We start from the raw sequence: 22,879 nt of genomic DNA, 5'->3' as shown, positions 1-22,879 counted from the left end.
TGCAAGGCGTTTTTTTTTGCCTGAAAAATGCTAGAATGCGCACCATATCTAACCTACAAGGTCGAGTGTAGGTTTATTAGTCAGTTATTAGAGCATTAAGTGAGGAGTCATCGTCGTGGCTACACCTGTAGAAAATACTAAATTTGATGAGTACTTAGAGTACCCTTGCCCATTTACATTTAAAATCATGGGCTTAGCAAACGTAAATTTAACTGACCAAATTCTTGAAAAGTTACAGCCGCTTGCGCCAGGTGATTATGCACCTAAAGTAAAGCCAAGCAGCAAAGGCAACTACGAATCAGTGACAGTTGTTGCAACCGTTACCAGTGGCAAACACATCGAAGAAATCTACAACGTGATCAGCAATATCGATGACGTCCGTCACATGCTTTAAGCCATAATTGGAGTTTGCAGTGAGCGAAAACACGCTAATCGTACGCCAATTAGGCCGCCAGCGTTACATGCCGATATGGCAAAAAATGCAAGAGTTTACCGACACTCGCGATGATGCCGTTGCCGATGAAATTTGGCTAGTTGAGCACGACCCAGTATTTACTCAAGGTCAAGCGGGTAAAGAAGAGCATTTGCTTGCCCCTGGTGATATTGAAGTTATTAAGGTTGACCGTGGTGGTCAAGTCACTTATCACGGTCCTGGCCAACAAATGATGTACGTATTATTTAATTTACGCCGCTTAAAAATTGGTGTGCGCGAATTAGTAACTTGGCTAGAAGAATGTATCATTGATACATTAAAAGAATATGACATCGATGCTTACGCAAAAGCTGACGCACCTGGGGTTTATGTTAACGATAGTAAAATAGCATCTCTGGGGCTTCGCGTTCGTCGCGGTTGCTCATTCCATGGCTTAGCTTTGAACGTTAACATGGATTTAAGCCCATTCTTACGTATTAACCCGTGCGGTTATGCAGGTATGAACATGGTGCAAACAACTGATTTAAACGGTCCACAAAGCCTAGAACAAGCAGGTAATGGATTAGTTAAACACATGATAAAAAAGCTTAACGCAACACAAGTTAAGCATACTGAAGGGTTTGAAAACGAATGAATAAACCAGTCAAGATGGAACCAGGGGTAAAACTACGCGACGCAGAAAAAATGGCGTTGATCCCAGTAAAAGTATTACCGACTGAAAAAACTGAAATGTTGCGCAAGCCAGAGTGGCTAAAAATACGTTTACCAAAATCAACTGAACGTATCGACGGCATTAAGCAGGCAATGCGTAAGCACGGCTTACACTCGGTCTGTGAAGAGGCGTCATGCCCCAACCTGTCTGAGTGTTTTAACCACGGCACCGCAACATTTATGATCTTAGGGGCAATATGTACCCGTCGTTGTCCGTTTTGTGATGTAGCTCATGGTCGCCCATTAAAACCGGATGCCGCAGAACCTGAAAAGCTCGCACTGACAATTAAAGACATGAAGCTTAGCTACGTGGTTATTACCTCGGTCGACCGTGATGATTTACGTGACGGTGGCGCACAACATTTTGCCGATTGTATTCGCGAAATTCGCAAGCACAACCCAACTATTACCATTGAGATTTTAGTACCTGATTTCCGTGGTCGTATGGACCGTGCGCTAGAGATATTAATCGAGACGCCACCTGATGTGTTTAATCACAACCTCGAAACTGCCCCGCGTTTATATAAACTTGCGCGCCCAGGTGCGGATTATAAATGGTCATTAGAATTACTGCGTCGCTTTAAAGAAGCACACCCAGAAGTGAAAACTAAATCAGGCTTAATGGTCGGCCTAGGTGAAGAAATTAGCGAAATCGAAGAAGTATTGCGTGATTTACGTGAACACAACGTCGACATGCTAACTGTAGGTCAATATCTACAGCCATCAAAACATCACTTACCAGTCAAACGTTACGTGCCACCTGCAGAGTTTGACGCGCTTAAAGAATACGCTGATGAGATTGGCTTTACCCATGCAGCCTCTGGCCCGTTTGTTCGTTCAAGCTATCACGCTGATCAACAAGCCGCTGGTAAAGAAGTAAAATAATTACTTTTTAAAACGCATTAAAAAAGCCCTTAGCAATTAAATTACTAAGGGCTTTTTTGTTTCGAACTAATTTCCAATGGCCACTAGAAAGCCCTTATTAGGATTTGTATTACCCAAGTTCTAAAACTTTGTAGCATTCCTTCTCAATTGTGCAGAAATACTATCGTTTAACTCAAGCCAACTAAAGTCCTTATTCCAAGCCTGTTTAAAGCTTTCTGTGCCTTGAGAATTATCCAATATTTCTTTTAAATCAAATGTTTTTGAGAAATTATCTTCGTTTACGTCGTAACTTGACCACCCCCTAACTCCCAAGCCAATGTGCTCTAGAAAGCTCGATTTAAACTCATTAGCGGCGGCCACAAAATCCCCGTTGTCATTTAATTTCTCAGATATAAGACTTTTCTCTTTATCACTAATGGCACCTGTAACTTCTAGCTCACCTGATTGACTGATTGATAACCCCCAATCTTTATTCGCTAATGATGGTTGTTCGGCCACTATTTCAGCCATAATATCGTCATACTGGGTAAACATCTTTTCCACAGACTGAGATACTTCACCGCCAGGCAGGTAGAGATTCACAGTAGCGATGCGAATATTATTTAACGCTTTTTCTTCTGCTTCTCTTGTTGATACAACATTATTTGTTGTTATATTCATTGGCTTATCATAGGTCGCTTCAGGCTCTTTAGGCTGATCTTTATGATATGCATCCTTCGCTAGGCGCTCCATTTCACTATTTAACTGCTCTTTACTATTGACAGGTTTATTGATTTTCACTTCTGAACTAGTCAATATAAACTGCGATGCTAAATTGGTATTATTTGAATTAACTTCCATATTATTTTCCTTGCTAATATCGCTATTAGTTTATATCGGCTGTCAGCACATTTTATTTAGCAAGCTATTACTACTGTGCCAAGGTACCTTTTTTAATAACGAAATCAGCAAATCGTACTTGCTCTTCTTCAGCGCGAAGGCTATCGGTTTCTACTATTGAACGATAGATGCCCCATTTAGGACGTGCAAAATCATCATCGTCAAAGCCTCGCCACATGTCGATGTGTTGCTCATTAATATTAAATATTTCTTCATTATCACTTAACCGAGTTAACGTCATTTCAAACTTGCCATCTTCATTAAAAGTTGCTTGTACAAACACTTTCACCCATTCGTCGGTGATCAGAGACCAGTCGGTTTCGATAAGGTTTTTATCAAGCCCTGTGCTGTTACCATTTTCATCAAATCCAGCACTGTAACGCACTTGTAGTTGATTACCGGTACTGTTTTTTTGCGCGCCAGAGAGAGTGGTTATCGGCTGGTCGTCATTGCCATTACTATTATCATTACTTGTATTACGGGCTTTTATTTGAAAAAAATGACTAAATTTACTGGTTAGTTCAAGCTCACTACTGACTTTAAACTTCCAACTATACTGAAAAGTATCCCTTTTATAAGCGAGGGTCTCTTGAGGTGATTTATCATACGCCTTTATTTCATTGCGTTGCCTGTCACTGGGGCCTTTGTCTTTATCTTGGTCTTCATCGCGATGAGCTAAAAATACAAAGTGATCACCTACGATTGAATCTGTATCTTCTATTATATGCTGAACACCTTGATGATTGCCTGCGTATATATCAGGGGCTTCTATCGCCCCTTGTGCAAACACATTCTCAATTAACGTATATGCATCAAGCCCTATATTAACACCGTCAGACTCTAAGCTGACTTCTGAAGAAGCGACAAAGTCACTACTGGCTACTTGTTGACTGCCATTGATTGTAATTTCAACCATCGCTACTGTGCCATCAAGTGAACTCACAGCAATACTGTCTTGTAATTGTTGCTGCTCAAGCAATTGCTTAACAGCAGTATTTTTTATATCTAAGCTATATGACCAATTTCCTATACTATTTAAGGTAAAAGCACCATACTCAGTGCTAAAATTAGCTAGCTCTATAAATGCGGCTTCGTCACTTTGTTCATCCGTAACATTTAATTTCCCACTAACAGACACCGTTAATGGCGAAGTAATGCTCGAGCTTAAATCTCCCGTAATAGTCGCTGGAGTTTGGGCCGACACTTCGGCTTCTGCGTTGGTTTTAGTCGATGAACCCGAACTACCACATGCCATTAAAGTACTTGCTATAAGCAATGTAACTGACGCAGTTTGTAATTTAGATTTATAGTTGTTCATAGATAACCTGCAACATTTTGGTAAGGACAAAACCGAAAATACAAATTACCAATTAGCACTTTAAATAACCACAAAAAATTAACCAATTTACAAAAAGTTTTTACAAAACCATATTCTCAGTAAAGTATTTTCTTGTATTTTAATTAATCACTAGGTCAATTGAGGTTTCCTTGAGACAATTAGGGCAATTATTTTAAAACATGGTTTATTATGAAACTATTAGTAAGAAATCTTGCCCGCACGACGACAGAGCAAGATATACGTACTTTATTCACCGCACATGGCAAAGTAGCAGAGTGTACGCTAGTGCTAGATAAAGAAACAGGTAAGTCAAAAGGCTTTGCTTTTGTTGAAATGCCCATTGAAGCAGATGCAGCTAGTGCCATTAAAGCACTTAACCAAAGTAATGTAGATAAAAATAAAATCCGCGTAAAGTTAGCAGACGCTTAGACACGATTCTGAGATTGATACAAAACCAGATTTTGTATCAATCACTACACCCCTATCTTCCCCCTATGACTCGGTTTTTTTAGCCCGCTGAGAGTTAAGCAGTAATGTTTCGGCCTTAGCACCAAGGTACACGTATACAGCTAATGCCACGAGTAAACCAACTACCGCAAGCATCATATAAATTGCCGGTAGTAAGTACTGCGATTGACCTAAAGCAGCTTTAAACATAGTTAATAACGCTTCTATTGAAACCGCGATTAAAATCGTTGATATAAACCGCGTGATCGTTCGCCGTGTAGAGCTATGCCTAAAAATATCTTTATGCATGAGTATTTCTTCTTCAAGTATGGTTTTACCTAAATCAAAAATAGCCAAAGCAAGTGTTATAAAAATAATGATACTAAATGGCTCTAATGGATCATCTGCTTGGGAGCTGGTAAATAGTAAATTGTATATATCACCAAAGACTTTATAGAGTAAGAACAGCACCAAACAAAACAGACAACTAACAATAACGCCGTAACCCGCTTTAAAAAATGGTGTCATATTTGCGCGTGTACGATCACCCATTATAAACTCAATCAATTGAGTCAAACATACATCAACAACTAAGTAACTTTCCTGTGTTTTAGCTGAGCGAAGTGGCTTTATAGCTGAAATACATAAGTGTTGCGTGGCAATCGAGATATAAGGCGCAGTAAAGCAGGTTTGCTGATGTGCGAGAATTTCTTGAAAGTAAGGACGATCACTTAAATCTTGCGCGTTCCCTTTGTTATTAAGCACTTTCATATACTCACGTTTAAAACAAACGTTATCACCTTGTTGTAAACCATCTTTATCTAAGCAATATTGTAATTCTAAAAACGGATATTGAGCTACCAGCAAACGGTTATCTTGCTGCTTTTTAATGCCATCTTCCAAGGTTGCGAGAATCGAGTTTAGTAAATCATGGATCACTGTTTGATATTCTTGATAACGCTCAACACTAGTTATGTAACTCATTCTTGCCATAGTTGCTTCTCCAAACCGCTGTATATGGGATCCAGCAATAACAGAACCAACTTTATCAAGTTCAAATAAATCAGGTGGTTAACTTTAAAAAAGTGAAAACAATGAGCCATGTTGCACCGTATCTGTGCGGCTATGACTCATTATCGCAGATAAGTTAAGGCCTAATACTGATATTTTTAACTGCAACTACCGCTTTGCCACCCACTGCATCCTTTAAATCTGGCACTAAATAAATTGCGCCAACATGCTCTTTTATTATACCTTTATCTACTGAGCTGGCAGGCGTCCAGCTCGGACGAGAAAAGTCGCTCAGATTAATACATTTAGTTTGCCAATGAGTTTGTGCCGGCAATGTATATTGATAATGAGCGTAACTTTTATCACCCTCACCACCATAATCTTGTTGCGATAGTTTAACGACGAGATCGGTACTACTTTTGTATTCAAGCATAATGCCTGATTGACCTGCGAGGGTTTTATTCGGTAAGTCGTAAATCAATTCAACCCAGGAGTTATTTTTAGCGTCGACTCGTCGCACCCTATTAAAAGCTACCCATACTTGCTCTTCGTGTAGTAATGCTTTTTTAATGGATGCTGTACTACCGTGAGGATCTGTCGCATAGCGCCAGTCACTCTCATTGAGGGGGTGGCTATTGTTTTTAGTAAAGCCACAGCTTTGTTTGGCCATTACTGAGAATGGAAGCAGCGAGCTCAAAACTAACACCGGTAAAATTCTAATGAGCATATCAATTCCTTTTTAATTTTTCACACGCTTACCCTAAACTCGGTTTTATTTCAGGCACAAAAAATGGGCACTCAAGCCCATTTATCTAGCAGTGAAAGCAAGTTATTGCTTAATCATCTGCTTCGTCATCAAAATCATGTGACTGGCGCTGTGCTGGCCTTGCAATGATTTCAACATAAAAAGACGATAAACCCTGCTTTTCAATTTCGCTGATACAATTATTAATCTCAGCAACATGCACAACCTGTGCATCTTCGGCTGTGTTGCCAAATTTACAATCAAATGCCCAATAATCAGCATCGAACGGTAACGTTTTGTTACGCTCTCTTTTCAAATATTTTTTCACTTCATGCTTTGCAGCGTCGACCATGCGAGGGTATTTGATTTTCTCGTGATTCAGCGTGAATGTTTTCTTCATTACTTTCCTAAATTACCTTGGTTTAATGATAATGGCATTTTTGAATCCCATTTAAGGGCATTATAGCAACTGCATATAAATTTGGGTGCTTTTTTTACACTTAACGAAATAAATTACTTTAACGACTAATTATTACAATACAGTGTCATGCTTGCGCTAAGTGAAGGGGCTGATGTAGGGCATCATTATTGAGGCTATCATAAAAGGCTGCTGCGTCCATCTGGGGGTTATCTAGTTGGGTTTCTTTATCAAAGTGGCGCTTACGAACGACTGGCTCACAGTTATCAATAATATGAAGTGGGATGTGATTTTTATCATCACGAATAGCAAGTGGCTCTGGTGATAAACAACTACGTAAGCGTATGTCACTCATGCCTGCTTGTTGCAAACGTTGCGCGTTATGTTCACCAATGAGCATATCAAACTCATCTGGGGCAAGTGGTTGTTTAGGTCCGGCCCCTAATTCAGCGCGTAGCTGGGATTCATCACATTCTTTTGCATCAGCACCAAATGGGGTTTTTGGTAAATGAAACTGACTAAAATCTAGGGCATCATGCGATAGCATTGCTAAAAGTAACGCAAACTCGCCACGACGCGATTCACTCACGCTTTTCGCGAGGCGATTGTCGAGCTGACTCTCTGTGATTAACAATCCATCGATTTGCATAGACTTTAGCCGATTATGTTCATGAATAGATATTTATCGGCATTATTTGATATTTCTTTAGCTTTTTTCTTTACTTAAATAATAAGTTTGCTATTATCGGCGCCGTTGCATTGGAGGGGTTCCCGAGCGGCCAAAGGGATCAGACTGTAAATCTGACGGCTCAGCCTTCGCTGGTTCGAATCCAGCTCCCTCCACCACTTTTCTTACCGCTAAGTTAAGTGGGGCCAAATGTAACAAAATAGTGTGGAGGGGTTCCCGAGCGGCCAAAGGGATCAGACTGTAAATCTGACGGCTCAGCCTTCGCTGGTTCGAATCCAGCTCCCTCCACCACTTTTCTACTCAGTACTACCAACTTTAATCTTCATCTTATATTTTACATCTCAAAATTAATTAACTATTTAGTACATCTCTCGCTCTATTTTTAGACTAATTACTTATTGATCCGCACTGCGATTAAATAATTAAAACACGTTTATTTTAGCGCCATCAAAACCACCCTAAGCCTTTCTATGCCTAGTTTGCTATATTCTATCTTACGATTATTTTAATCTGTAAATCTGCCTCACACGGCCTCTGAGGCTGAGTTTACATTTGAGACACTGGTTGGTTCTAATTTAAAAATGGACGGGGATAAAATACGACTTAAAAGCGTATTACATATTGAGTGGATATTAATTGACGGAATAGATGTGGTTTACTTGACTACTTTACTCTTGCTAACTCTCCCTTAAGCACCCCAAAAACCAAAACAGGTTGTAACCCGAGGGCTACAACCTGTTTTATCTGCGTTGATAAACAGCGCGTATTAGTTAAGTTTTTCTCTAATACGTGCAGATTTACCAGAACGCTCACGTAGATAGTAAAGCTTAGCACGGCGAACTGCACCGCGACGCTTAACTGCTACGCTATCGATAAGAGGGCTGTGCGTTTGGAATACACGCTCAACACCTTCACCGCTCGAGATTTTACGAACTGTGAATGCTGAGTGAAGACCACGATTACGCTTAGCGATTACAACACCTTCAAAGGCCTGTAGACGCTCTTTAGCACCTTCTTTTACACGTACCTGTACAACTACTGTATCACCAGGGCCGAATGCTGGTACGTCTGTTTTAAGCTGCTCATTTTCAAGCGCTTTAATAATATTTTGGTTTACTTTTGCCATTATGTTTCTCACTTTCCTAGGTGTAACTGTCTTCTAGCCACAAGCTTTTTGGTACTCTTGCTGAAATTTTGCGAGTAATACCGCTTGCTCCTCAGTCAGAGCTAGGTTATGCAACAAGTCAGGACGTCGTAACCAAGTTCTGCCTAGTGACTGCATTTGCCGCCATTTAGCTATCTCTTGGTGGTTTCCACTGAGTAATACAGCAGGAACCTGTTTGTCGTCCAATGTTTCTGGCCGTGTATAGTGAGGACAATCTAGCAAGCCATCCGAAAATGAATCTTGCTCTGCTGATTGGTTATGCCCCAACACACCTGGCACTAATCGCGCTACTGCGTCAATTAATGTCATGGCTGGTAGTTCACCACCACTCAAAATAAAATCACCAATTGACCATTCTTCGTCAACATATGACTCTATTATTCTCTCGTCTATACCTTCATAGCGACCGGCAATCAAAATCAGCTTTTCAGAGTTTGCGAGTTCGCTCGCCCCTTGCTGATCTAATTTGCGCCCTTGCGGGGACATATAAATTACTTTTGCACCATCACCTGCCGCTTTTTTTGCGTCAAGAATGGCTTGTTTCAATGGTTCAACCATCATTAACATACCTGGTCCGCCCCCGTAAGGACGGTCATCAACGGTTCTATGCTTATCAGTTGCATAGTCTCGCGGATTCCAGCAGTTAAAGTCGATTAAACCACTTTTTACTGCGCGACCTGTTACACCTTGCTGTGTAATGGCATCAAACATGTCCGGGAAAAGGCTGATAACCCCTACCCACAACGAACTTGTTTGACTCATTAAAAGCCAGGATCCCAGTCTACGGTAATTTCTCTCGCTTCGTGTTTAACTTCTTTAATAACTGAATCAGTTAAAAACGGAATTAAACGCTCAGCTTGGCCAAATGCATCTTTATTATTTGCTTTCACAACTAATACGTCATTTGAGCCTGTCTCCATCAGGTCATCAACAGTGCCTAAGTTATAACCTTTATCAGTTACAACCGACATGCCAATGAGATCTCGCCAATAGAACTCACCTTGCGGTAGTTCTGGTAGCTGCGCTGAATCCACAGAAATTTCAACATTGGTATAAGCCATTGCTTGGTCTCTGTCGTTTACTTGCGCAAACTTAGCGATAAAGCCTTTGTTGTGGCGACGCCAGTCGACCACTTCTAAGGTCTGCCATTTACCTTGCTGCCCTATCAACCACGGGCTGAAATCGAAGATCCCTTGGGGATCATCAGTAAATGAATGTACCTTAAGCCAGCCCTTTATACCATACGGGGCACCGAGCTTTCCTACGACAATTATTGATGAGGTGTTCTCTTGACTCATGGTTACACTTACGCCTATTAAGCCGCTTTACGAGCGTCTTTAACTAACTTAGCTACACGATCTGAAAGACCTGCGCCTTGACCTACCCAGTGATCAACACGAGATAAATCTAAACGAACTTTTTCTTCCTGACCTGAAGCTATTGGGTTAAAGAAACCTACTTTCTCGATGAAGCGACCGTCACGCGAGAAACGGCTATCCGCAACCACAATTTGATAGAAAGGGCGTTTTTTAGCGCCACCACGTTGCAAACGAATAGTTACCATACCGTCCTCTAAATAGATTGACTGTTTTCATTAATAAGATTTACTCCCCAGTATGGGGAGCTGGGGAATTGTACGAGTTTTTAGCAACAATGCAAGTAAGAAGTGATCTAAAATTCCAGTTTAGTAGATTAAACACTGATCTGTGCGTGAAATAAGGCGTTGTAAGCAATTGAATGCATAAATTATCCACAAAAAAAGAGGCGTTTCGCCTCTTTTTAAAATTAATTAGCCTGTTTATTATGCAAAATTAACTACTGTATTAAAATTTAGGTCCGCCGCCGCCCATCATACCCGGCGGCATCATGCCTTTCATACCGCGCATCATTTTTTGCATACCGCCTTTACCTTTCATCTTTTTCATCATTTTTTGCATTTGAGTAAACTGTTTAAGCAATTTATTGATTTCTTGTACTTGCGTACCTGAACCTGCTGCAATACGCTTTTTACGCGACCCTTTGATGATTTCTGGACGCGCACGCTCTTGTTTTGTCATTGAGCTGATGATTGCTTCCATTTGAATAAAGGTTTTATCACCCATTTGGCCTTTAACTGCATCAGGTAAATTAGCCATTCCTGGTAATTTATCAAGCATTGACATCATGCCACCCATATTTTTCATCTGCTTTAATTGCTCTGCAAAATCATCCAAAGTGAAACCGTTGCCTTTGAATACTTTTTCAGCAACCTTGGCTGCTTTTTCCTTATCGACTTTCATTTCGACTTCTTCGATTAATGAAAGTACGTCACCCATACCTAATATACGCGACGCGATACGGTCGGGATGGAAAGGTTCAAGTGCATCGGTGCGCTCACCTACACCCATAAACTTAATTGGCTTACCGGTAATGTGGCGAATAGATAAAGCAGCACCACCACGTGCATCACCGTCTGTTTTGGTTAGGATCACACCCGTCAGCGGGAGTGCTTCATCAAATGCTTTAGCTGTATTTGCCGCATCTTGACCTGTCATCGCATCGACAACGAACAAAGTCTCAATTGGGTTAATCGCACTGTGTAACGCTTTAATTTCATCCATCATGTCGCTATCAACATGTAAACGGCCTGCGGTATCAACTAAAACAACATCAATGAATTTCTTTTTCGCATGAGAAATTGCCGCATTGGCAATATCGACCGGTTTTTGTGAAATATCACTGGGGAAAAAATCAACATCAACTTCAGTCGCTAACGTTTCAAGCTGTTTAATCGCCGCAGGACGATATACATCGGCACTTACTACCAGCACTGACTTTTTCTTGCGTTCTTTTAAAAACTTCGCCAGTTTACCAACACTGGTTGTTTTACCCGCACCTTGAAGACCTGCCATCATTACGACTGCTGGAGGTTGGGCATTTAAGCTTAACTCTTCGTTTGCCTCACCCATGGCTTTTTCAAGTTCTTCGCGTACTATTTTTACGAAAACTTGGCCTGGGCTTAAACTTTTGGTGACTTCAACACCAACAGCACGTTCTTTTACTTGTTTTACAAACTCACGAACAACAGGTAACGCAACGTCAGCTTCTAAAAAAGCCATGCGTACTTCACGCAATGTATCTTTGATATTGTCTTCTGTTAGGCGTCCGCGGCCGCTAATATTTTTTAAGGTTTTACCTAATCGTTCTTGGAGATTCTCAAACATATAAAGGGTCCGATAAAACGTGATACTGATAACATACATACTCACCAGTTCTAAATAATGAGTCTAAAGTACGCTTATCAGTATTAATTTAAATTTTAATTAAAAACAGTATACCGTAAATCTAGGCGCACAATACAGTATTCAAGTACTCTGTTTGAGTTTCTTTTTACAAAGTCTAGGCTTTTGCCTTGCTATAAAATACAATGGGCTAACTTTAACAAGGATTATTTGACTCAAATTGAGTGGCCAAAGCACTATGCTGATTATTAGTTTAACTATTATTGCCAGTTTATTTTACGTATTAGCGACATCTCATGTGTTGTCTCGGCTGTTTCATCAACAAGGGCCGAGCCAAAAGCTCACTGTCATACTCAGTACAGTAGCAATCTTAGCGCATATGCTGTTGTTAGTTAATTCTGTGTTTCGTACTGATGGGCAAGATTTAAGTATTGTTAATGTTGCTCTACTTACCTGTTGGGTCATCGTGGTTTCAGTCACGACTGTTTCACTCAAATTTCCTGCAACACTTTTACTCCCTGTCGTTTATGGCTTCGCGGCAATACTGACCTTTGCCAGCTTATTTATTCCCCACCACATTTTACTGCAAAGCATTGAAGTAGAAGTCGCACTAGTCACCCATATATCACTGTCTTTATTAGCTTATTGTGTCCTGATTATCGCGACTTTATACGGTGTGCAATTTTATTTTATTGATAAACGTTTAAAACGCAAAGACCTAGCGATTGTTCACAGCCACTTACCGCCTTTAATGGTGGTTGAACGCCAGCTCTATCATTTGCTAACATTGGGCACTGTTTTATTAAGCGCAGCACTGCTTTCAGGCTTTTTATTTTTAGACGGCATGTTCGCAAGTCAGTTTATCCATAAGACTATTTTGTCATTAATTGCATGGGCAATATTTGCTATTGTAACGCTAGGGCATATAGTTAAAGGCTGGCGTGGAAAACCAGTTGTACTGGCTATTATGGTCGCGGCATTTGTCCTGACCCTCGCTTATTTTGGCAGCCGTTTTATACAAGAAGTTATTCTGAATAAGTTTTAACTTGACTCAGGCTGCTCACTACCGCTTAATACGCATTGATTTATAATAAAAGGATCCTTCTTTGGACAGCATATCTACGAGTGTTTTATTTATAATACTCGGTATTCTAATTTTATGTTCTGCATACTTTTCTGGCTCTGAAACGGGCATAATGTCAATCAACAGAATTCGTCTGCGCCACCTCGCTAAAGAAAACCATCGCGCTGCCAAACGCGTTAATAAGCTGCTGAGCCGTCCTGACCGACTCATCGGTTTGATCCTAATTGGTAATAACCTCGTTAATATCGCTGCCGCTCAGGTAGCTACTATCATTGGTATTCGCTTATACGGTGATTTAGGTATCGCTATTGCAACTGGTGTTCTGACACTTGTTGTACTTATTTTTGCTGAAGTTACGCCAAAAACCCTTGCTGCTCTCTACCCAGAAAAAGTCGCTTTCCCAAGCTCGGTAGTACTAAAAGGGTTACTTAAAATTTTGTTCCCGTTTGTTGTCGTAGTCAATTGGATGACCAACGGAATGTTGCGTTTATTTGGTATTAGCGCTGAACAAATAGACGAACACAGCATGAGTAAAGAAGAGTTAAAATCTGTATTAAATGAATCTGGTGCATTAATCCCCGCTCGCCATCAGAGCATGTTGACCTCTATTTTAGATTTAGAACAAGTTACTGTTGAAGATATCATGATCCCGCGCAATGAAATTATTGCTATCGATATCAATGACGACTGGAAACTAATTAGTAAACAGCTAACACACGCACAGCATACCCGCGTGCTTTTATACCGTGACCAAATTGATGATGCTGTTGGCTTTATTCACTCACGTGACGCCCTACGTCTATTAACAAAAGAACAGTTCGATAAACCCTCTTTACTACGGGCTGTTCGTGAAATTTACTTTATTCCAGAAGGTACATCGCTCAATACACAGCTGTTTAAGTTCCAACAATCAAAAGAACGCATTGGCTTAGTGGTTGATGAATATGGTGATATTCAAGGCCTCGTTACGCTTGAGGACATATTAGAAGAAGTGGTTGGTGATTTTACTACAACACAAACGCGAACCCCTAGCGAAGAAGTTGTGCCGCAAGAAGACGGTTCATTCTTAGTGGATGGCAGTGCCAATGTACGTGATCTGAATAAAGAAATGGATTGGGAATTCCCGCTTGATGGGCCTAAAACTCTCAGTGGTTTAATTATTGAATACTTAGAGGACATTCCAGATACTAACTTAAGTTTACGTATTTCAGGCTACCCTATTGAAGTCGTTGAAGTTAAAGAAAACATGATCAAGTTAGTACGTATTCAAGCCAATAAACGTAACGTATAAGTCTCTAAAGTAGAGTAGTGAAATACTACTCTACTCCTCTTCACTTTAAAATTTCTGAATTTTCCGACCCAATTACTCATTTAAGTCATAAATATTAGACTATTATAGACTCTGCTAATTTTATACTTAACGGAGAATCCTTAATGGACGAAATTTCTATCGAAGTCATTTACACCCAAGCTATCGAAATGCTGATGTTGTATGGCCCTAAATTTTTACTCGCAATATTTGTTTTAATTATTGGTTGGTGGTTTATTGGCCGCATTTCTAATATGGCTGAAAAATCAATGGCGCGAGTTAAATTTGAAGCAGGACTGACACACTTTTTAGTGTCGTTTATCTCTGTTATCTTAAAAGTATTATTGCTGATCTCAGTTGCCTCTATGATTGGCATAGAAACCACCTCATTTATAGCCATGCTCGGTGCTGCTGGGCTTGCGGTCGGTATGGCGTTACAAGGTAGCTTGGCTAACTTTGCCGGTGGTGTTCTTATATTGTTCTTTAAACCATTTAAAGTCGGCGATGTTATTGAAGCGCAAGGTCATATGGGTAAAGTGGTTGAAATACAAATATTTGTTACTGTGTTACTAACTTATGATAACGAAAAAATCATCATTCCAAATGGCGCATTATCAAATGGCTGTGTTAAAAACAAGTTTGCAGAGCCTACCCGCCGCGTTGATATTGAGTTCGGCATCAGTTATGGCGACGATATTATAAGAGCTCGTGAAGTGCTTATGAGCGTGTTAAACGATTATGATTTAGTACTAAAAGAAGAGAATAAACAACCTGTGGTACACGTCAGCCAACATGGCGACAGTCATATAGGTATGTTGGTGTGGGCTTGGGTTGATTCTGATAACTTTTGGCCAGTCTATTTTGGTTTATACGAGCGTGTTAAAATGGCCTTCGATAAAGAAAATATCACCATCCCATTCCCACAACGAGATGTCCATATTCACCAGTTTCCTGGTAAATAATTACATAATAGTAATCGCAAAAAAGCCCGCAACTGCGGGCTTATCGTTAACTTAAACTTGATAAATCAGCTAAATAAACGCTCTAACCAGCTTTTATCTAAATCATCTTCACATTTTTGTAATTGTGCACCATATCGGCTTGCACGGTTTTTGACTTTATTAGCGACGCTCATCAGCCACTTTTTCTTTTTATAAGTGCCACGCTTATAACCCCCCCAGCCTTCATGGTAGTTAAGGTATTGGGCGTAGGCGTCCCATTTTGATACCCCATTTACCTTATTGGTTTTATAAACAAACCATGCCATAAAGTCGATAGCGTCATCAAAGTCATCACGATCAGCCCCACTATTCCCCGTCTCACGAATATAATCAGACCACGTCGGTGTTTTTGCCTGTGAATAACCATAGGCAGAGCTCGCACGGCCAGTTGGAATTATCCACAAAAAGTATTCCATTGGTGGCGCAGCATTATGACGAAACGAACTTTCTTGGTACATCATGCTCATGAGTACATGTTTTGGCGATCCCCATTTATCTTGAGCATCGCGTGCATCATAATACCAATCGTTTTTTTCTTCAAAAATTTTACAGATATCATTAGGTTGCTTGGGGGAGCTGTGGCGCAACCAGTTAAAATAGCTCCCAGCGATAAAATAATTAATTTTTTTTTTCATTTTTTTGAGTACTCGCCGAACTTTTTATAAAAGTATGAGTCTTACTTTTTGAATGCGCAGTTTAGCATTGTTTCATCCCTGAATAATTTTTACGCAGCCAACTTAGGCTGCGTTTTTTTTCTGTTAATTAGCTTTAAAATAATCCGCTAAAAATGACTTAAACGACACACTATCAGCCGCGCTAATCGCTTTCTCATCGGCCATTGATTGTATAGCTTGTTGCTGTAAATAAGCATCGGAATAAACATGATAAGGCGTTACTTGATGGCTTAGTTTATACTTTTTGGCAAGCGCTAAAGCAAAGTGCCCATTATCAATGTTCGCGCCTTTTAGTTGCTCCACATACTGACCAGAGTAAGTCAGTGATGAATCATGCAACCATGTCTTCAAACGGTTTACTGTTGTTACATAATGTTCGGTGCCATATGCATTATCCATATATGCAGCAACGTCAGCTAACTGACTAAATATTTCTTCACCCCACTGCACTAAGCTAGTTGCCACACCTGATTTATTTAACTCTAATGAGCTATCGCGCCCATTGTTTACAACGGAATCAAGGTTTTCAGTACTTCTAGTTTGCGAATCCCAATCCATATCTGGGGAATCTTTTAATAAGCAGTAGGTTAAAAATACATCTAAAAAGTGAATTTGCTCTAATGAAATACCCGTTTCACTAAATGGGTTAACATCCAACGCTCGGATTTCAATATACTCTATACCTGCGCGCAGTAATGCATCAGTTGGGGTTTCACCACTTTTTGCATTTCGCTTAGGACGAATTGGCGAGTAAAATTCGTTTTCTATTTGCAGAATATTTTTATTTAATTGCTTTGGTAGCTCGCTTTTATAGTCATCAATATTATCGTAGATATCTGACGGTGTATTGATTGCACTTTTGAGCCCTGCGACATACTCATCTAAAGAGTTATACATAACCTTTAACGACGATTGGGCGCTATTGGTATAACCTAAGTCCCCCAGACGCAAAGCGGTGCCTGTTTCTAAGTATAAAGTACCTTTACCTAATTTCTTAAAAGGCAAATTGGTTTTACGCCCTTGTAAAAAGGAATTACATAGCGCTGGTGATGCGCCAAATAAATAACTTATCAGCCAAAGCTCTCGTTTGAAATTACGAATAAGGCCTAAGTAACCCGCTGATATAAAATCATCTAAAGAGCCTGAATCAGCTTTAATTGTTTGTAAACTTTGCCAGAAAGTAGTCGGAAATGAGATATTAAAATGCACTCCAGCAATCGCTTGCATCATACTGCCATAACGATTTTTTAAACCTTCACGATACAAGGTTTTCATTCGACCTATATTTGATTCACCAAATTGCGCCAGAACTATATCGTCTTGATGTTCAATAAAACATGGCATACTAATCGGCCAAAGTAATTCGTCACCCATTTGCGATAAGGTGAATTTTTGCAAGTCTTGCAACTGCGCTAATGTTTCTTGGGCAGACTCACTAACAGGGGTAATAAACTCTAATAACGCTTCTGAAAAATCTGTGGTTATATGGCCATTTGTTAATGCACACCCTACACCTTTGGGATGACCTTGTTGCGAAATAACTCCATTAGGCTTAATCCTTAGAGCTTCTCTTTCAATGCCACGTTGAATACCTTTAATTGCGTATTTATGTTGTTCTGGAGATAACGCTGTTAACGTTGAAGTTAGATCATGTGTTGTCAAAAAATATTTCCTCGAGCCACGTGGCTTAATCCTAAGTCTATGGGGGCAAAATGATAATACTCAAGGCTTAATAGTTAAGATCACACTCATTCCCACTATTTAGCATAATAACTATTATGCGCATTACAGCAAAAATACTGACATTGCCAACACAATACCCAAAACCATTCATAGCAGTTTGCTTTATTGTAGTAATCTTGCCATTGAAAAGGTGATTATACAATTGCTTTAATTGCACCACTGCTGTGCGTTAAAATAATGTAGATAAGACAGACCGGGTAATAACCTATTACTGTTCAAAGTATTACTACAAGAGCTAAATAAATTTAACTATTTATTGTTTCAGATCAGTAAAACTACAATTAGTTACTTGAAAGTATTATATTTAAGTATTTTTACTTTATAAACTAAGTATTAACTTTATAATTGGCGTTAATAAAAAAGTATGTTTAAGGAAAGCCCATGCGTCGGGGTCACGAATTAATAAATGAAGAAGTTTCTTTTTCACAACAGCAAGAGCTAGTTTCCACAACGGATTTGCGTGGTGTAATCACCTACGCTAATGAGGCTTTTTGTGACATTGCAGGTTACACATTAGAAGAGTTAGTAGGTAAAAACCATAACATTGTCCGTCACCCTGATATGCCCAAAGATGCATTTAAAGAAATGTGGGAAAAACTAAAAGCAGGTCATTCATGGCGTGGCATGGTGAAAAACCGCTGCAAAGATGGCCGTTATTATTGGGTTGATGCTTTTGTAACGCCTATTTTCGAAAACGGCCAACTTGTTGGCTACCAATCAGTACGAACAAAACCTTCAGAGCAACTAAAACAGCGAGCCATTGCGCTATACAAAAAAATAAATGAAGGTAAATCCGTCAGCTCATTCAGAGAGCAAGTTGGAGTCAGACAGCTACTTTGCGTTATTTTAGCCATCGTAGGTTTGCTAGCACTCGCTGTTTACACATCTATGGCTGTAGCACTTTTTGCGACAGTTTTTTTAGGTTTAATTATATTACTCAATTACGACGAGCTCATTGTGACGCCGTTGGCTTTAAAGCAACAAAAAGCAGAGTTTGACTCGGTCTCTCGCTATATTTACATTGGTGCTCACCCTTTTAGTATTAGTGAGTACAACCGTGAAATGCTCAACGCCAAATTACGTACCGTACTTGGTCGTGTCAAAGACGCTACGGTAACCTTTAATACGATAGCCCAAAATTTAGATAATCAATCATCGCTTACAGAGCAAGGTATCTCAGCACAAGGTCAACGTTTAAGCCAAATAGCTACCGCGATGTCACAGATGAGTGCCACCATTGGTGAAATATCTAATAGTACTCAAGACACCGCTGAGAAAGTAAATGTAACTTATCAAAGTTGCTCTGATATAAAAGCCCACATAGCTGATAATAGTTCAATGGTCTCAGATCTGGCTTCTCAAGTGGAGCAAGCAGCGAGTACTGCAAATGCGCTGGCCACGGAAGCGGATAAAATTGGTCAAGTAATGACTGAAATTGAAGGTATCGCTGAACAAACGAATTTATTAGCTCTCAATGCAGCCATTGAAGCCGCAAGAGCAGGTGAACATGGCCGAGGTTTTGCTGTTGTTGCTGATGAAGTTCGTGCATTATCGTCTCGTACCCAACGCGCTACTTCACAAATCCACAGTTCAATTAAAGAAATTCAAGATACCTTATTTAATTGGTCTACGGTGATGAAAAACACCAAGGCACAAGCTGATGAATGTGTTAATACCACTGGACACACTCAAGTTGAGTTAGATAGTATTTTTTGCGCAAATCAGTGAGATTTCACAACTAGCAACACAAATATCCACTGCCGCAGAGCAGCAACAAACAGTGAGTAGTGATATTGGTATTAATGTAGAGCAAATTAAAGGCTTTAGTGATGAAAACTTAAACTTGAGTTTTAATGTCGCTAAAGATGCAGCTCATTTGGTGGAAGGTTCACGTAAGGTGAAAGACATTTTACTTACTTTTAAAGTATAAAGTGTATTACTAATCAATTAGCTCAGTTGTAGTAGGCTGATAAAAAATCAGCCTACTCATCCTTTATATTAATCGAGTACTTTTGCGTCATTTGCTTTATTAAGTAAGCTGCGGCTTTGAGTTAAAAAGTGCGCCGTTGAATCTGAGAAATACGCTTTTGCTTGTGCAAATGCATTCATCAATGCTTCTTTATCTCCTGCTTTTAACTTCTCTAAAGTTTGTGCGAAGGTATCTTGGTATTGAGCTAATAACTCCTCCACATTATCAAACTGCGCCAGCATAATATCTGAATACAACTCTGGTGATTGAGCAAATAAACGCCCGACCATCATTAATTCCAATTGGTAAATAGGCGAAGAACAACTGCGAAGCTCCTCAAGTGTATGACCTTGTTTTGCTAAAAACTGTCCATAAACAAATGTAGTTAAGTGACGCATAACTTGAATTATCTGCATCGCTTCATCATGCTTCTTTGCGTTAAGTTCTACTAATTGACAGCCCCACACTTGTAACTGCTCGAGTAAGCCTTTCGCTATGTGATGCTCTCGCCCTTCACACACCACGACTGTTTGCTTCACCCAATGTGATATATCAGGACCAAACATTGGGTGTAATCCAACCACTGGACCATTATGGGCGGCTTTTAAAACAGCTAGCGGTGCCTGTTTCACTGACGTGATATCAACTAACAGACAATCTTCATCGAGCTTAGGTAATGCCTTTACTACGGTCTCTAATGCATTGATTGGCACACTGACCATAACCAATTTAGCACCACGCAAGAGCTCAGTAGCATTATGTTGCTGTGACTTATCCAGTATTTTCACTTCATAGCCAGAACGCTGAAATTGCTTAGCAAATAATTGCCCCATAGCGCCTTCGCCACCCACAATTACGATCGGTGATAAATTAGGTGCGGCGCAAGCAAGTTTAGCCTGTTGATTTTGATAAGCTTCGCGCATCATGCGCCTTAATATATCTTCGACCAATTCAGGGTTCACGCCTTGATTGATTGCTTCTTCGCGGCGTGCAGCAAGGAGTGCAGCTTCACGATCAGGCGCGTGTAAAGGCGCACCAGTTTGTTGCTTAATCGCGCCGATCTGCCCAGTTATACTGTTACGTTTCGCCAGTAATGCCACTAACTGCGCATCGCATTCATCAATCCCTGCTCTTAATTGATCTAAATCTCTTATATCTGCCACGAACTCTACCACCTATAAAACACTAAAACGCAAACTTAAGTTTACATAAAAGTAAACTAATCAATACGATAAATACTAACAGGATCGCTTACTTGATAAAAGTGAAAGAAGTAAAAATAACAACGGGTATGAAGAAGAGGTTTATAACTGCAAGGTTAACCAAATAAAGAGGAAGAAGTTAACCTCGGGCATGTTTACTCACGCAACAAGTGTCTGGGCTCAGTAAATGCCCAGATAAATCAATCTTGGAGTGCGATTGATGCCATAACCATAACACTGGCAAACGACTCGGCACCCGCAATAAATAAACCATTGTGACAAAAAGTTGCATCATCTAAGCCCGTCACAGCTTGCAATTCATCACCAGATAAACCAGCCCACTGCTGAGGTAACGGTTTTCTATCTTCGAAAGAACCAGGCTCCACAGGCACGGTTTGAATAATCCACTTACCCGAATGAGATGGATAAACCATATACAGGGCTTCATTTGATAAACTGTGAACTGTTTTTTTCCAAGGCGTATATTGTTCAAGCACAATGACACGAGGATCATCCGCATCAGCAATAGCCTTAGCAACTATTTTTTTAGCGTCCGCACTACCATTTGCAGAAGCGATAAACCGTTTAAGTAAACGCACTGCAAATTCTACAGCTTCATTAAAGCAACTATCAAAATCACTACTTTCTTGCCAAGTAGGATTAAACATTGAAATAGTTTGGCTTAAGCTGATCCCTTGCTCTACACCTTGAACATACCCACAATCTATAGCATCAATTGTAGACACCAACCCAGCATCAACTGAATCGGCGACTGCTTGATTTCCTTGGCATAGCTCTAAACCATACTTTTGCCAGATTAAGCCAAACGATGAAAAAGGAATACCATTTTCACGTGCCCCAGCTCCACCCCGTTGATGATGATCAAAACGCCCTTTATCCGGGTCATATTCATTACCCACATCAATGACAATATCAGCTTGGCTAATTACTTTGGCATCTCGAGTACGAGTTAAGTTAAAAGAAGGGAAAATAATTTTAAGTGCTGCAATGCTAAATACGTCATCAGCATGAAAATTACCATCGTGCGTAACTATTGTAATATCAGTCATTAATTCATCATTTTAGAAGAGGAAAGAGTTTTACTTGTTTAAGCAAGCGGACGCATACAGTATACCCAAGCTAAAAGATAAAAACAGCTTTGTGTATAGTTACTCAAACACCCACTGCAAACTAGCACCATGTCGCTTTAACCATTGGGTTGCATGTTTATAATCGGGATAAAACTCACTAACACGGTGCCAAAATTGCTCACTGTGATTCAAATACTTTAAATGTGCAAGTTCATGCACAACGACATAATCAATTACCCACTTTGGCGCACCTACCAGTAATAAATTAAAGGTTAATTCACGACGTTGGTTACAACTGCCCCATCGTCGCTTGTAAGTGGTTATTTTTAAATTACTCGGTAACACTTCGCCCATCTTCGAACAATAAAACTGTAAACGCATTTCAATATAGTTTTCTAACTGCTCGCGCATAAAGTCTTCAAACTGTGTTTGATACATTGCGGTATTATTTTTAACTCGTCCAGAGCAACTAACCTGCAACTGTGGTGGATTCATATTAGCAAAAAACTGCCAGCAGCTTGTTTTGTTTATTTCAAAGTGCAGCGTCAATGGCTCATCAAACAAACGAATTTGTAAACTTTCAAGTGGAAACTGACGGGTATCCTGGTGCTGACTTTGCTTATGTACTTGCTGATTAATCCACGCTTGTTTAGTCGCCAACCACTGCTCAATATATGCTATAGCAACGCCGTATGGTGCATAAACGGTTAATGATTGTTGGTGAACCTTGATAGCCACGGTTTTACGACGGCGACTGCGCTTTAATGTGTATTCGATCAATGCCAACTCTTAAACTGATTAATATAAGAAATTTACTACTTGTTATATTACCTTGCTCAATAACTGCTAATCTATAAATAAGTA

Annotated in this window: 24 protein-coding genes, 2 tRNA genes and 1 pseudogene; 11 read left to right on the top strand and 16 right to left on the bottom strand. The window is 40.0% G+C overall.

Annotation, left to right across the window (positions count from 1 at the left end; translation table 11 throughout):
* The first annotated feature begins 115 nt into the window (after nucleotides 1-115).
* From ybeD to lipA, 3 genes are read left to right on the top strand one after another with little or no spacing between them, the layout of a single operon-like run.
* The gene (ybeD, locus tag ACU8V8_RS04310; protein ID WP_446888948.1) at nucleotides 116-394 is read left to right on the top strand and encodes a DUF493 family protein YbeD; all 279 of its coding nucleotides are present in this window, start codon (nucleotides 116-118) and stop codon (nucleotides 392-394) included.
* Between the two features lie 19 nt (nucleotides 395-413).
* Nucleotides 414-1,067 carry a lipoyl(octanoyl) transferase LipB gene (gene lipB / locus ACU8V8_RS04305; protein WP_446888947.1) on the top strand — a complete coding sequence of 218 codons (654 nt, stop codon included), beginning with the start codon at nucleotides 414-416 and terminating at the stop codon, nucleotides 1,065-1,067.
* A complete protein-coding gene (lipA, locus tag ACU8V8_RS04300) occupies nucleotides 1,064-2,029 on the top strand; it encodes a lipoyl synthase (RefSeq protein ID WP_256826986.1) in 966 nt (321 codons plus the stop codon). The genes lipB and lipA overlap by 4 nt, the downstream gene beginning before the upstream one ends.
* 120 nt (nucleotides 2,030-2,149) lie before the next feature.
* Here the strand turns inward: lipA and ACU8V8_RS04295 are convergent, their stop codons facing one another.
* Both ACU8V8_RS04295 and ACU8V8_RS04290 read right to left on the bottom strand, forming a co-directional pair.
* Nucleotides 2,150-2,869 carry a hypothetical protein gene (locus tag ACU8V8_RS04295; RefSeq protein WP_446888946.1) on the bottom strand — a complete coding sequence of 240 codons (720 nt, stop codon included), beginning with the start codon at nucleotides 2,867-2,869 and terminating at the stop codon, nucleotides 2,150-2,152.
* 70 nt (nucleotides 2,870-2,939) lie between these two features.
* Nucleotides 2,940-4,226 carry a VCBS domain-containing protein gene (locus ACU8V8_RS04290; RefSeq protein WP_446888945.1) on the bottom strand — a complete coding sequence of 429 codons (1,287 nt, stop codon included), beginning with the start codon at nucleotides 4,224-4,226 and terminating at the stop codon, nucleotides 2,940-2,942.
* A 210-nt stretch (nucleotides 4,227-4,436) separates the two neighbouring features.
* On the opposite strand from ACU8V8_RS04290, the gene ACU8V8_RS04285 reads away from it, so the two are divergent.
* Nucleotides 4,437-4,676 (top strand): RNA recognition motif domain-containing protein, encoded by a 240-nt coding sequence (locus ACU8V8_RS04285; RefSeq protein WP_256826989.1) that lies wholly within the window; start codon nucleotides 4,437-4,439, stop codon nucleotides 4,674-4,676.
* Between the two features lie 63 nt (nucleotides 4,677-4,739).
* Here ACU8V8_RS04285 and ACU8V8_RS04280 read toward each other — a convergent pair whose 3' ends face one another.
* The 4 genes from ACU8V8_RS04280 to ACU8V8_RS04265 all read right to left on the bottom strand — a co-directional run bounded on the left by ACU8V8_RS04280 (nucleotide 4,740) and on the right by ACU8V8_RS04265 (nucleotide 7,517).
* On the bottom strand, nucleotides 4,740-5,687 hold the full coding sequence (locus ACU8V8_RS04280) for a general glycosylation pathway protein (RefSeq protein WP_446888944.1): 948 nt from the start codon (nucleotides 5,685-5,687) through the stop codon (nucleotides 4,740-4,742).
* A gap of 154 nt (nucleotides 5,688-5,841) precedes the next feature.
* Nucleotides 5,842-6,432, bottom strand: a complete 591-nt coding sequence (locus ACU8V8_RS04275) for a hypothetical protein (protein ID WP_446888943.1) — start codon at nucleotides 6,430-6,432, stop codon at nucleotides 5,842-5,844.
* A gap of 109 nt (nucleotides 6,433-6,541) precedes the next feature.
* Nucleotides 6,542-6,850, bottom strand: coding sequence for a DUF6172 family protein (locus tag ACU8V8_RS04270; RefSeq protein WP_256826992.1), 309 nt, complete (start codon nucleotides 6,848-6,850; stop codon nucleotides 6,542-6,544).
* Nucleotides 6,851-6,995: 145 nt separating this feature from the next.
* Nucleotides 6,996-7,517: a VC2046/SO_2500 family protein gene (locus ACU8V8_RS04265; RefSeq protein WP_446888942.1), complete on the bottom strand. Its 522-nt coding sequence runs from the start codon at nucleotides 7,515-7,517 to the stop codon at nucleotides 6,996-6,998.
* Nucleotides 7,518-7,629: 112 nt separating this feature from the next.
* Between ACU8V8_RS04265 and ACU8V8_RS04260 the strand changes: the two genes are divergently transcribed.
* Together ACU8V8_RS04260 and ACU8V8_RS04255 are read left to right on the top strand one after the other, a co-directional pair.
* Nucleotides 7,630-7,714 (top strand) — tRNA-Tyr (locus ACU8V8_RS04260).
* A 48-nt stretch (nucleotides 7,715-7,762) separates the two neighbouring features.
* A tRNA-Tyr gene (locus ACU8V8_RS04255) sits at nucleotides 7,763-7,847 on the top strand.
* Nucleotides 7,848-8,322: 475 nt separating this feature from the next.
* Here ACU8V8_RS04255 and rplS read toward each other — a convergent pair.
* The 5 genes from rplS to ffh form a co-directional block, all read right to left on the bottom strand.
* Nucleotides 8,323-8,682 carry a 50S ribosomal protein L19 gene (gene rplS / locus ACU8V8_RS04250; protein WP_087530754.1) on the bottom strand — a complete coding sequence of 120 codons (360 nt, stop codon included), beginning with the start codon at nucleotides 8,680-8,682 and terminating at the stop codon, nucleotides 8,323-8,325.
* 33 nt (nucleotides 8,683-8,715) lie between these two features.
* Complete coding sequence (gene trmD / locus ACU8V8_RS04245; protein ID WP_087530755.1) at nucleotides 8,716-9,483, bottom strand: tRNA (guanosine(37)-N1)-methyltransferase TrmD; 768 nt, start codon at nucleotides 9,481-9,483, stop codon at nucleotides 8,716-8,718.
* A complete protein-coding gene (rimM, locus tag ACU8V8_RS04240; protein ID WP_290209618.1) occupies nucleotides 9,483-10,019 on the bottom strand; it encodes a ribosome maturation factor RimM in 537 nt (178 codons plus the stop codon). The genes trmD and rimM overlap by 1 nt, the downstream gene beginning before the upstream one ends.
* A 17-nt stretch (nucleotides 10,020-10,036) precedes the next feature.
* A complete protein-coding gene (gene rpsP / locus ACU8V8_RS04235; RefSeq protein WP_058561214.1) occupies nucleotides 10,037-10,285 on the bottom strand; it encodes a 30S ribosomal protein S16 in 249 nt (82 codons plus the stop codon).
* 259 nt (nucleotides 10,286-10,544) lie between these two features.
* Nucleotides 10,545-11,924, bottom strand: coding sequence for a signal recognition particle protein (ffh, locus tag ACU8V8_RS04230; RefSeq protein ID WP_446888941.1), 1,380 nt, complete (start codon nucleotides 11,922-11,924; stop codon nucleotides 10,545-10,547).
* A gap of 256 nt (nucleotides 11,925-12,180) precedes the next feature.
* On the opposite strand from ffh, the gene ACU8V8_RS04225 reads away from it, so the two are divergent.
* The 3 genes from ACU8V8_RS04225 (at nucleotide 12,181) to ACU8V8_RS04215 (ending at nucleotide 15,297) form a co-directional block, all read left to right on the top strand.
* Nucleotides 12,181-12,987, top strand: coding sequence for a cytochrome C assembly family protein (locus ACU8V8_RS04225; RefSeq protein WP_446888940.1), 807 nt, complete (start codon nucleotides 12,181-12,183; stop codon nucleotides 12,985-12,987).
* A 61-nt stretch (nucleotides 12,988-13,048) separates the two neighbouring features.
* On the top strand, nucleotides 13,049-14,317 hold the full coding sequence (locus ACU8V8_RS04220) for an HlyC/CorC family transporter (RefSeq protein WP_446888939.1): 1,269 nt from the start codon (nucleotides 13,049-13,051) through the stop codon (nucleotides 14,315-14,317).
* A gap of 143 nt (nucleotides 14,318-14,460) precedes the next feature.
* On the top strand, nucleotides 14,461-15,297 hold the full coding sequence (locus tag ACU8V8_RS04215) for a mechanosensitive ion channel family protein (protein WP_446888938.1): 837 nt from the start codon (nucleotides 14,461-14,463) through the stop codon (nucleotides 15,295-15,297).
* Between the two features lie 65 nt (nucleotides 15,298-15,362).
* Here the strand turns inward: ACU8V8_RS04215 and ACU8V8_RS04210 are convergent.
* Together ACU8V8_RS04210 and gshA are read right to left on the bottom strand one after the other, a co-directional pair.
* Nucleotides 15,363-15,955: pseudogene (locus ACU8V8_RS04210) on the bottom strand (transglycosylase SLT domain-containing protein).
* Nucleotides 15,956-16,094: 139 nt separating this feature from the next.
* Nucleotides 16,095-17,672, bottom strand: coding sequence for a glutamate--cysteine ligase (gshA, locus tag ACU8V8_RS04205; protein ID WP_446888937.1), 1,578 nt, complete (start codon nucleotides 17,670-17,672; stop codon nucleotides 16,095-16,097).
* Between the two features lie 462 nt (nucleotides 17,673-18,134).
* Between gshA and ACU8V8_RS04200 the strand changes: the two genes are divergently transcribed.
* Nucleotides 18,135-19,481, top strand: coding sequence for a methyl-accepting chemotaxis protein (locus ACU8V8_RS04200; RefSeq protein WP_446888936.1), 1,347 nt, complete (start codon nucleotides 18,135-18,137; stop codon nucleotides 19,479-19,481).
* A 52-nt stretch (nucleotides 19,482-19,533) separates the two neighbouring features.
* Nucleotides 19,534-19,683, top strand: a complete 150-nt coding sequence (locus tag ACU8V8_RS04195) for a hypothetical protein (protein ID WP_446888935.1) — start codon at nucleotides 19,534-19,536, stop codon at nucleotides 19,681-19,683.
* Between the two features lie 68 nt (nucleotides 19,684-19,751).
* Here the strand turns inward: ACU8V8_RS04195 and tyrA are convergent, their stop codons facing one another.
* From tyrA to ACU8V8_RS04180, 3 genes are all read right to left on the bottom strand, one after another.
* Nucleotides 19,752-20,885 (bottom strand): bifunctional chorismate mutase/prephenate dehydrogenase, encoded by a 1,134-nt coding sequence (tyrA, locus tag ACU8V8_RS04190; RefSeq protein WP_446888934.1) that lies wholly within the window; start codon nucleotides 20,883-20,885, stop codon nucleotides 19,752-19,754.
* A gap of 239 nt (nucleotides 20,886-21,124) precedes the next feature.
* Nucleotides 21,125-21,994 carry an MYG1 family protein gene (locus tag ACU8V8_RS04185; protein ID WP_446888933.1) on the bottom strand — a complete coding sequence of 290 codons (870 nt, stop codon included), beginning with the start codon at nucleotides 21,992-21,994 and terminating at the stop codon, nucleotides 21,125-21,127.
* Nucleotides 21,995-22,093: 99 nt separating this feature from the next.
* On the bottom strand, nucleotides 22,094-22,792 hold the full coding sequence (locus tag ACU8V8_RS04180) for a M48 family metallopeptidase (protein ID WP_446889581.1): 699 nt from the start codon (nucleotides 22,790-22,792) through the stop codon (nucleotides 22,094-22,096).
* Nucleotides 22,793-22,879 lie beyond the last annotated feature (87 nt).

This window comes from Pseudoalteromonas sp. SaAl2 (genome assembly GCF_052947895.1).
This window is presented reverse-complemented; position numbering and strand designations above follow the sequence as displayed.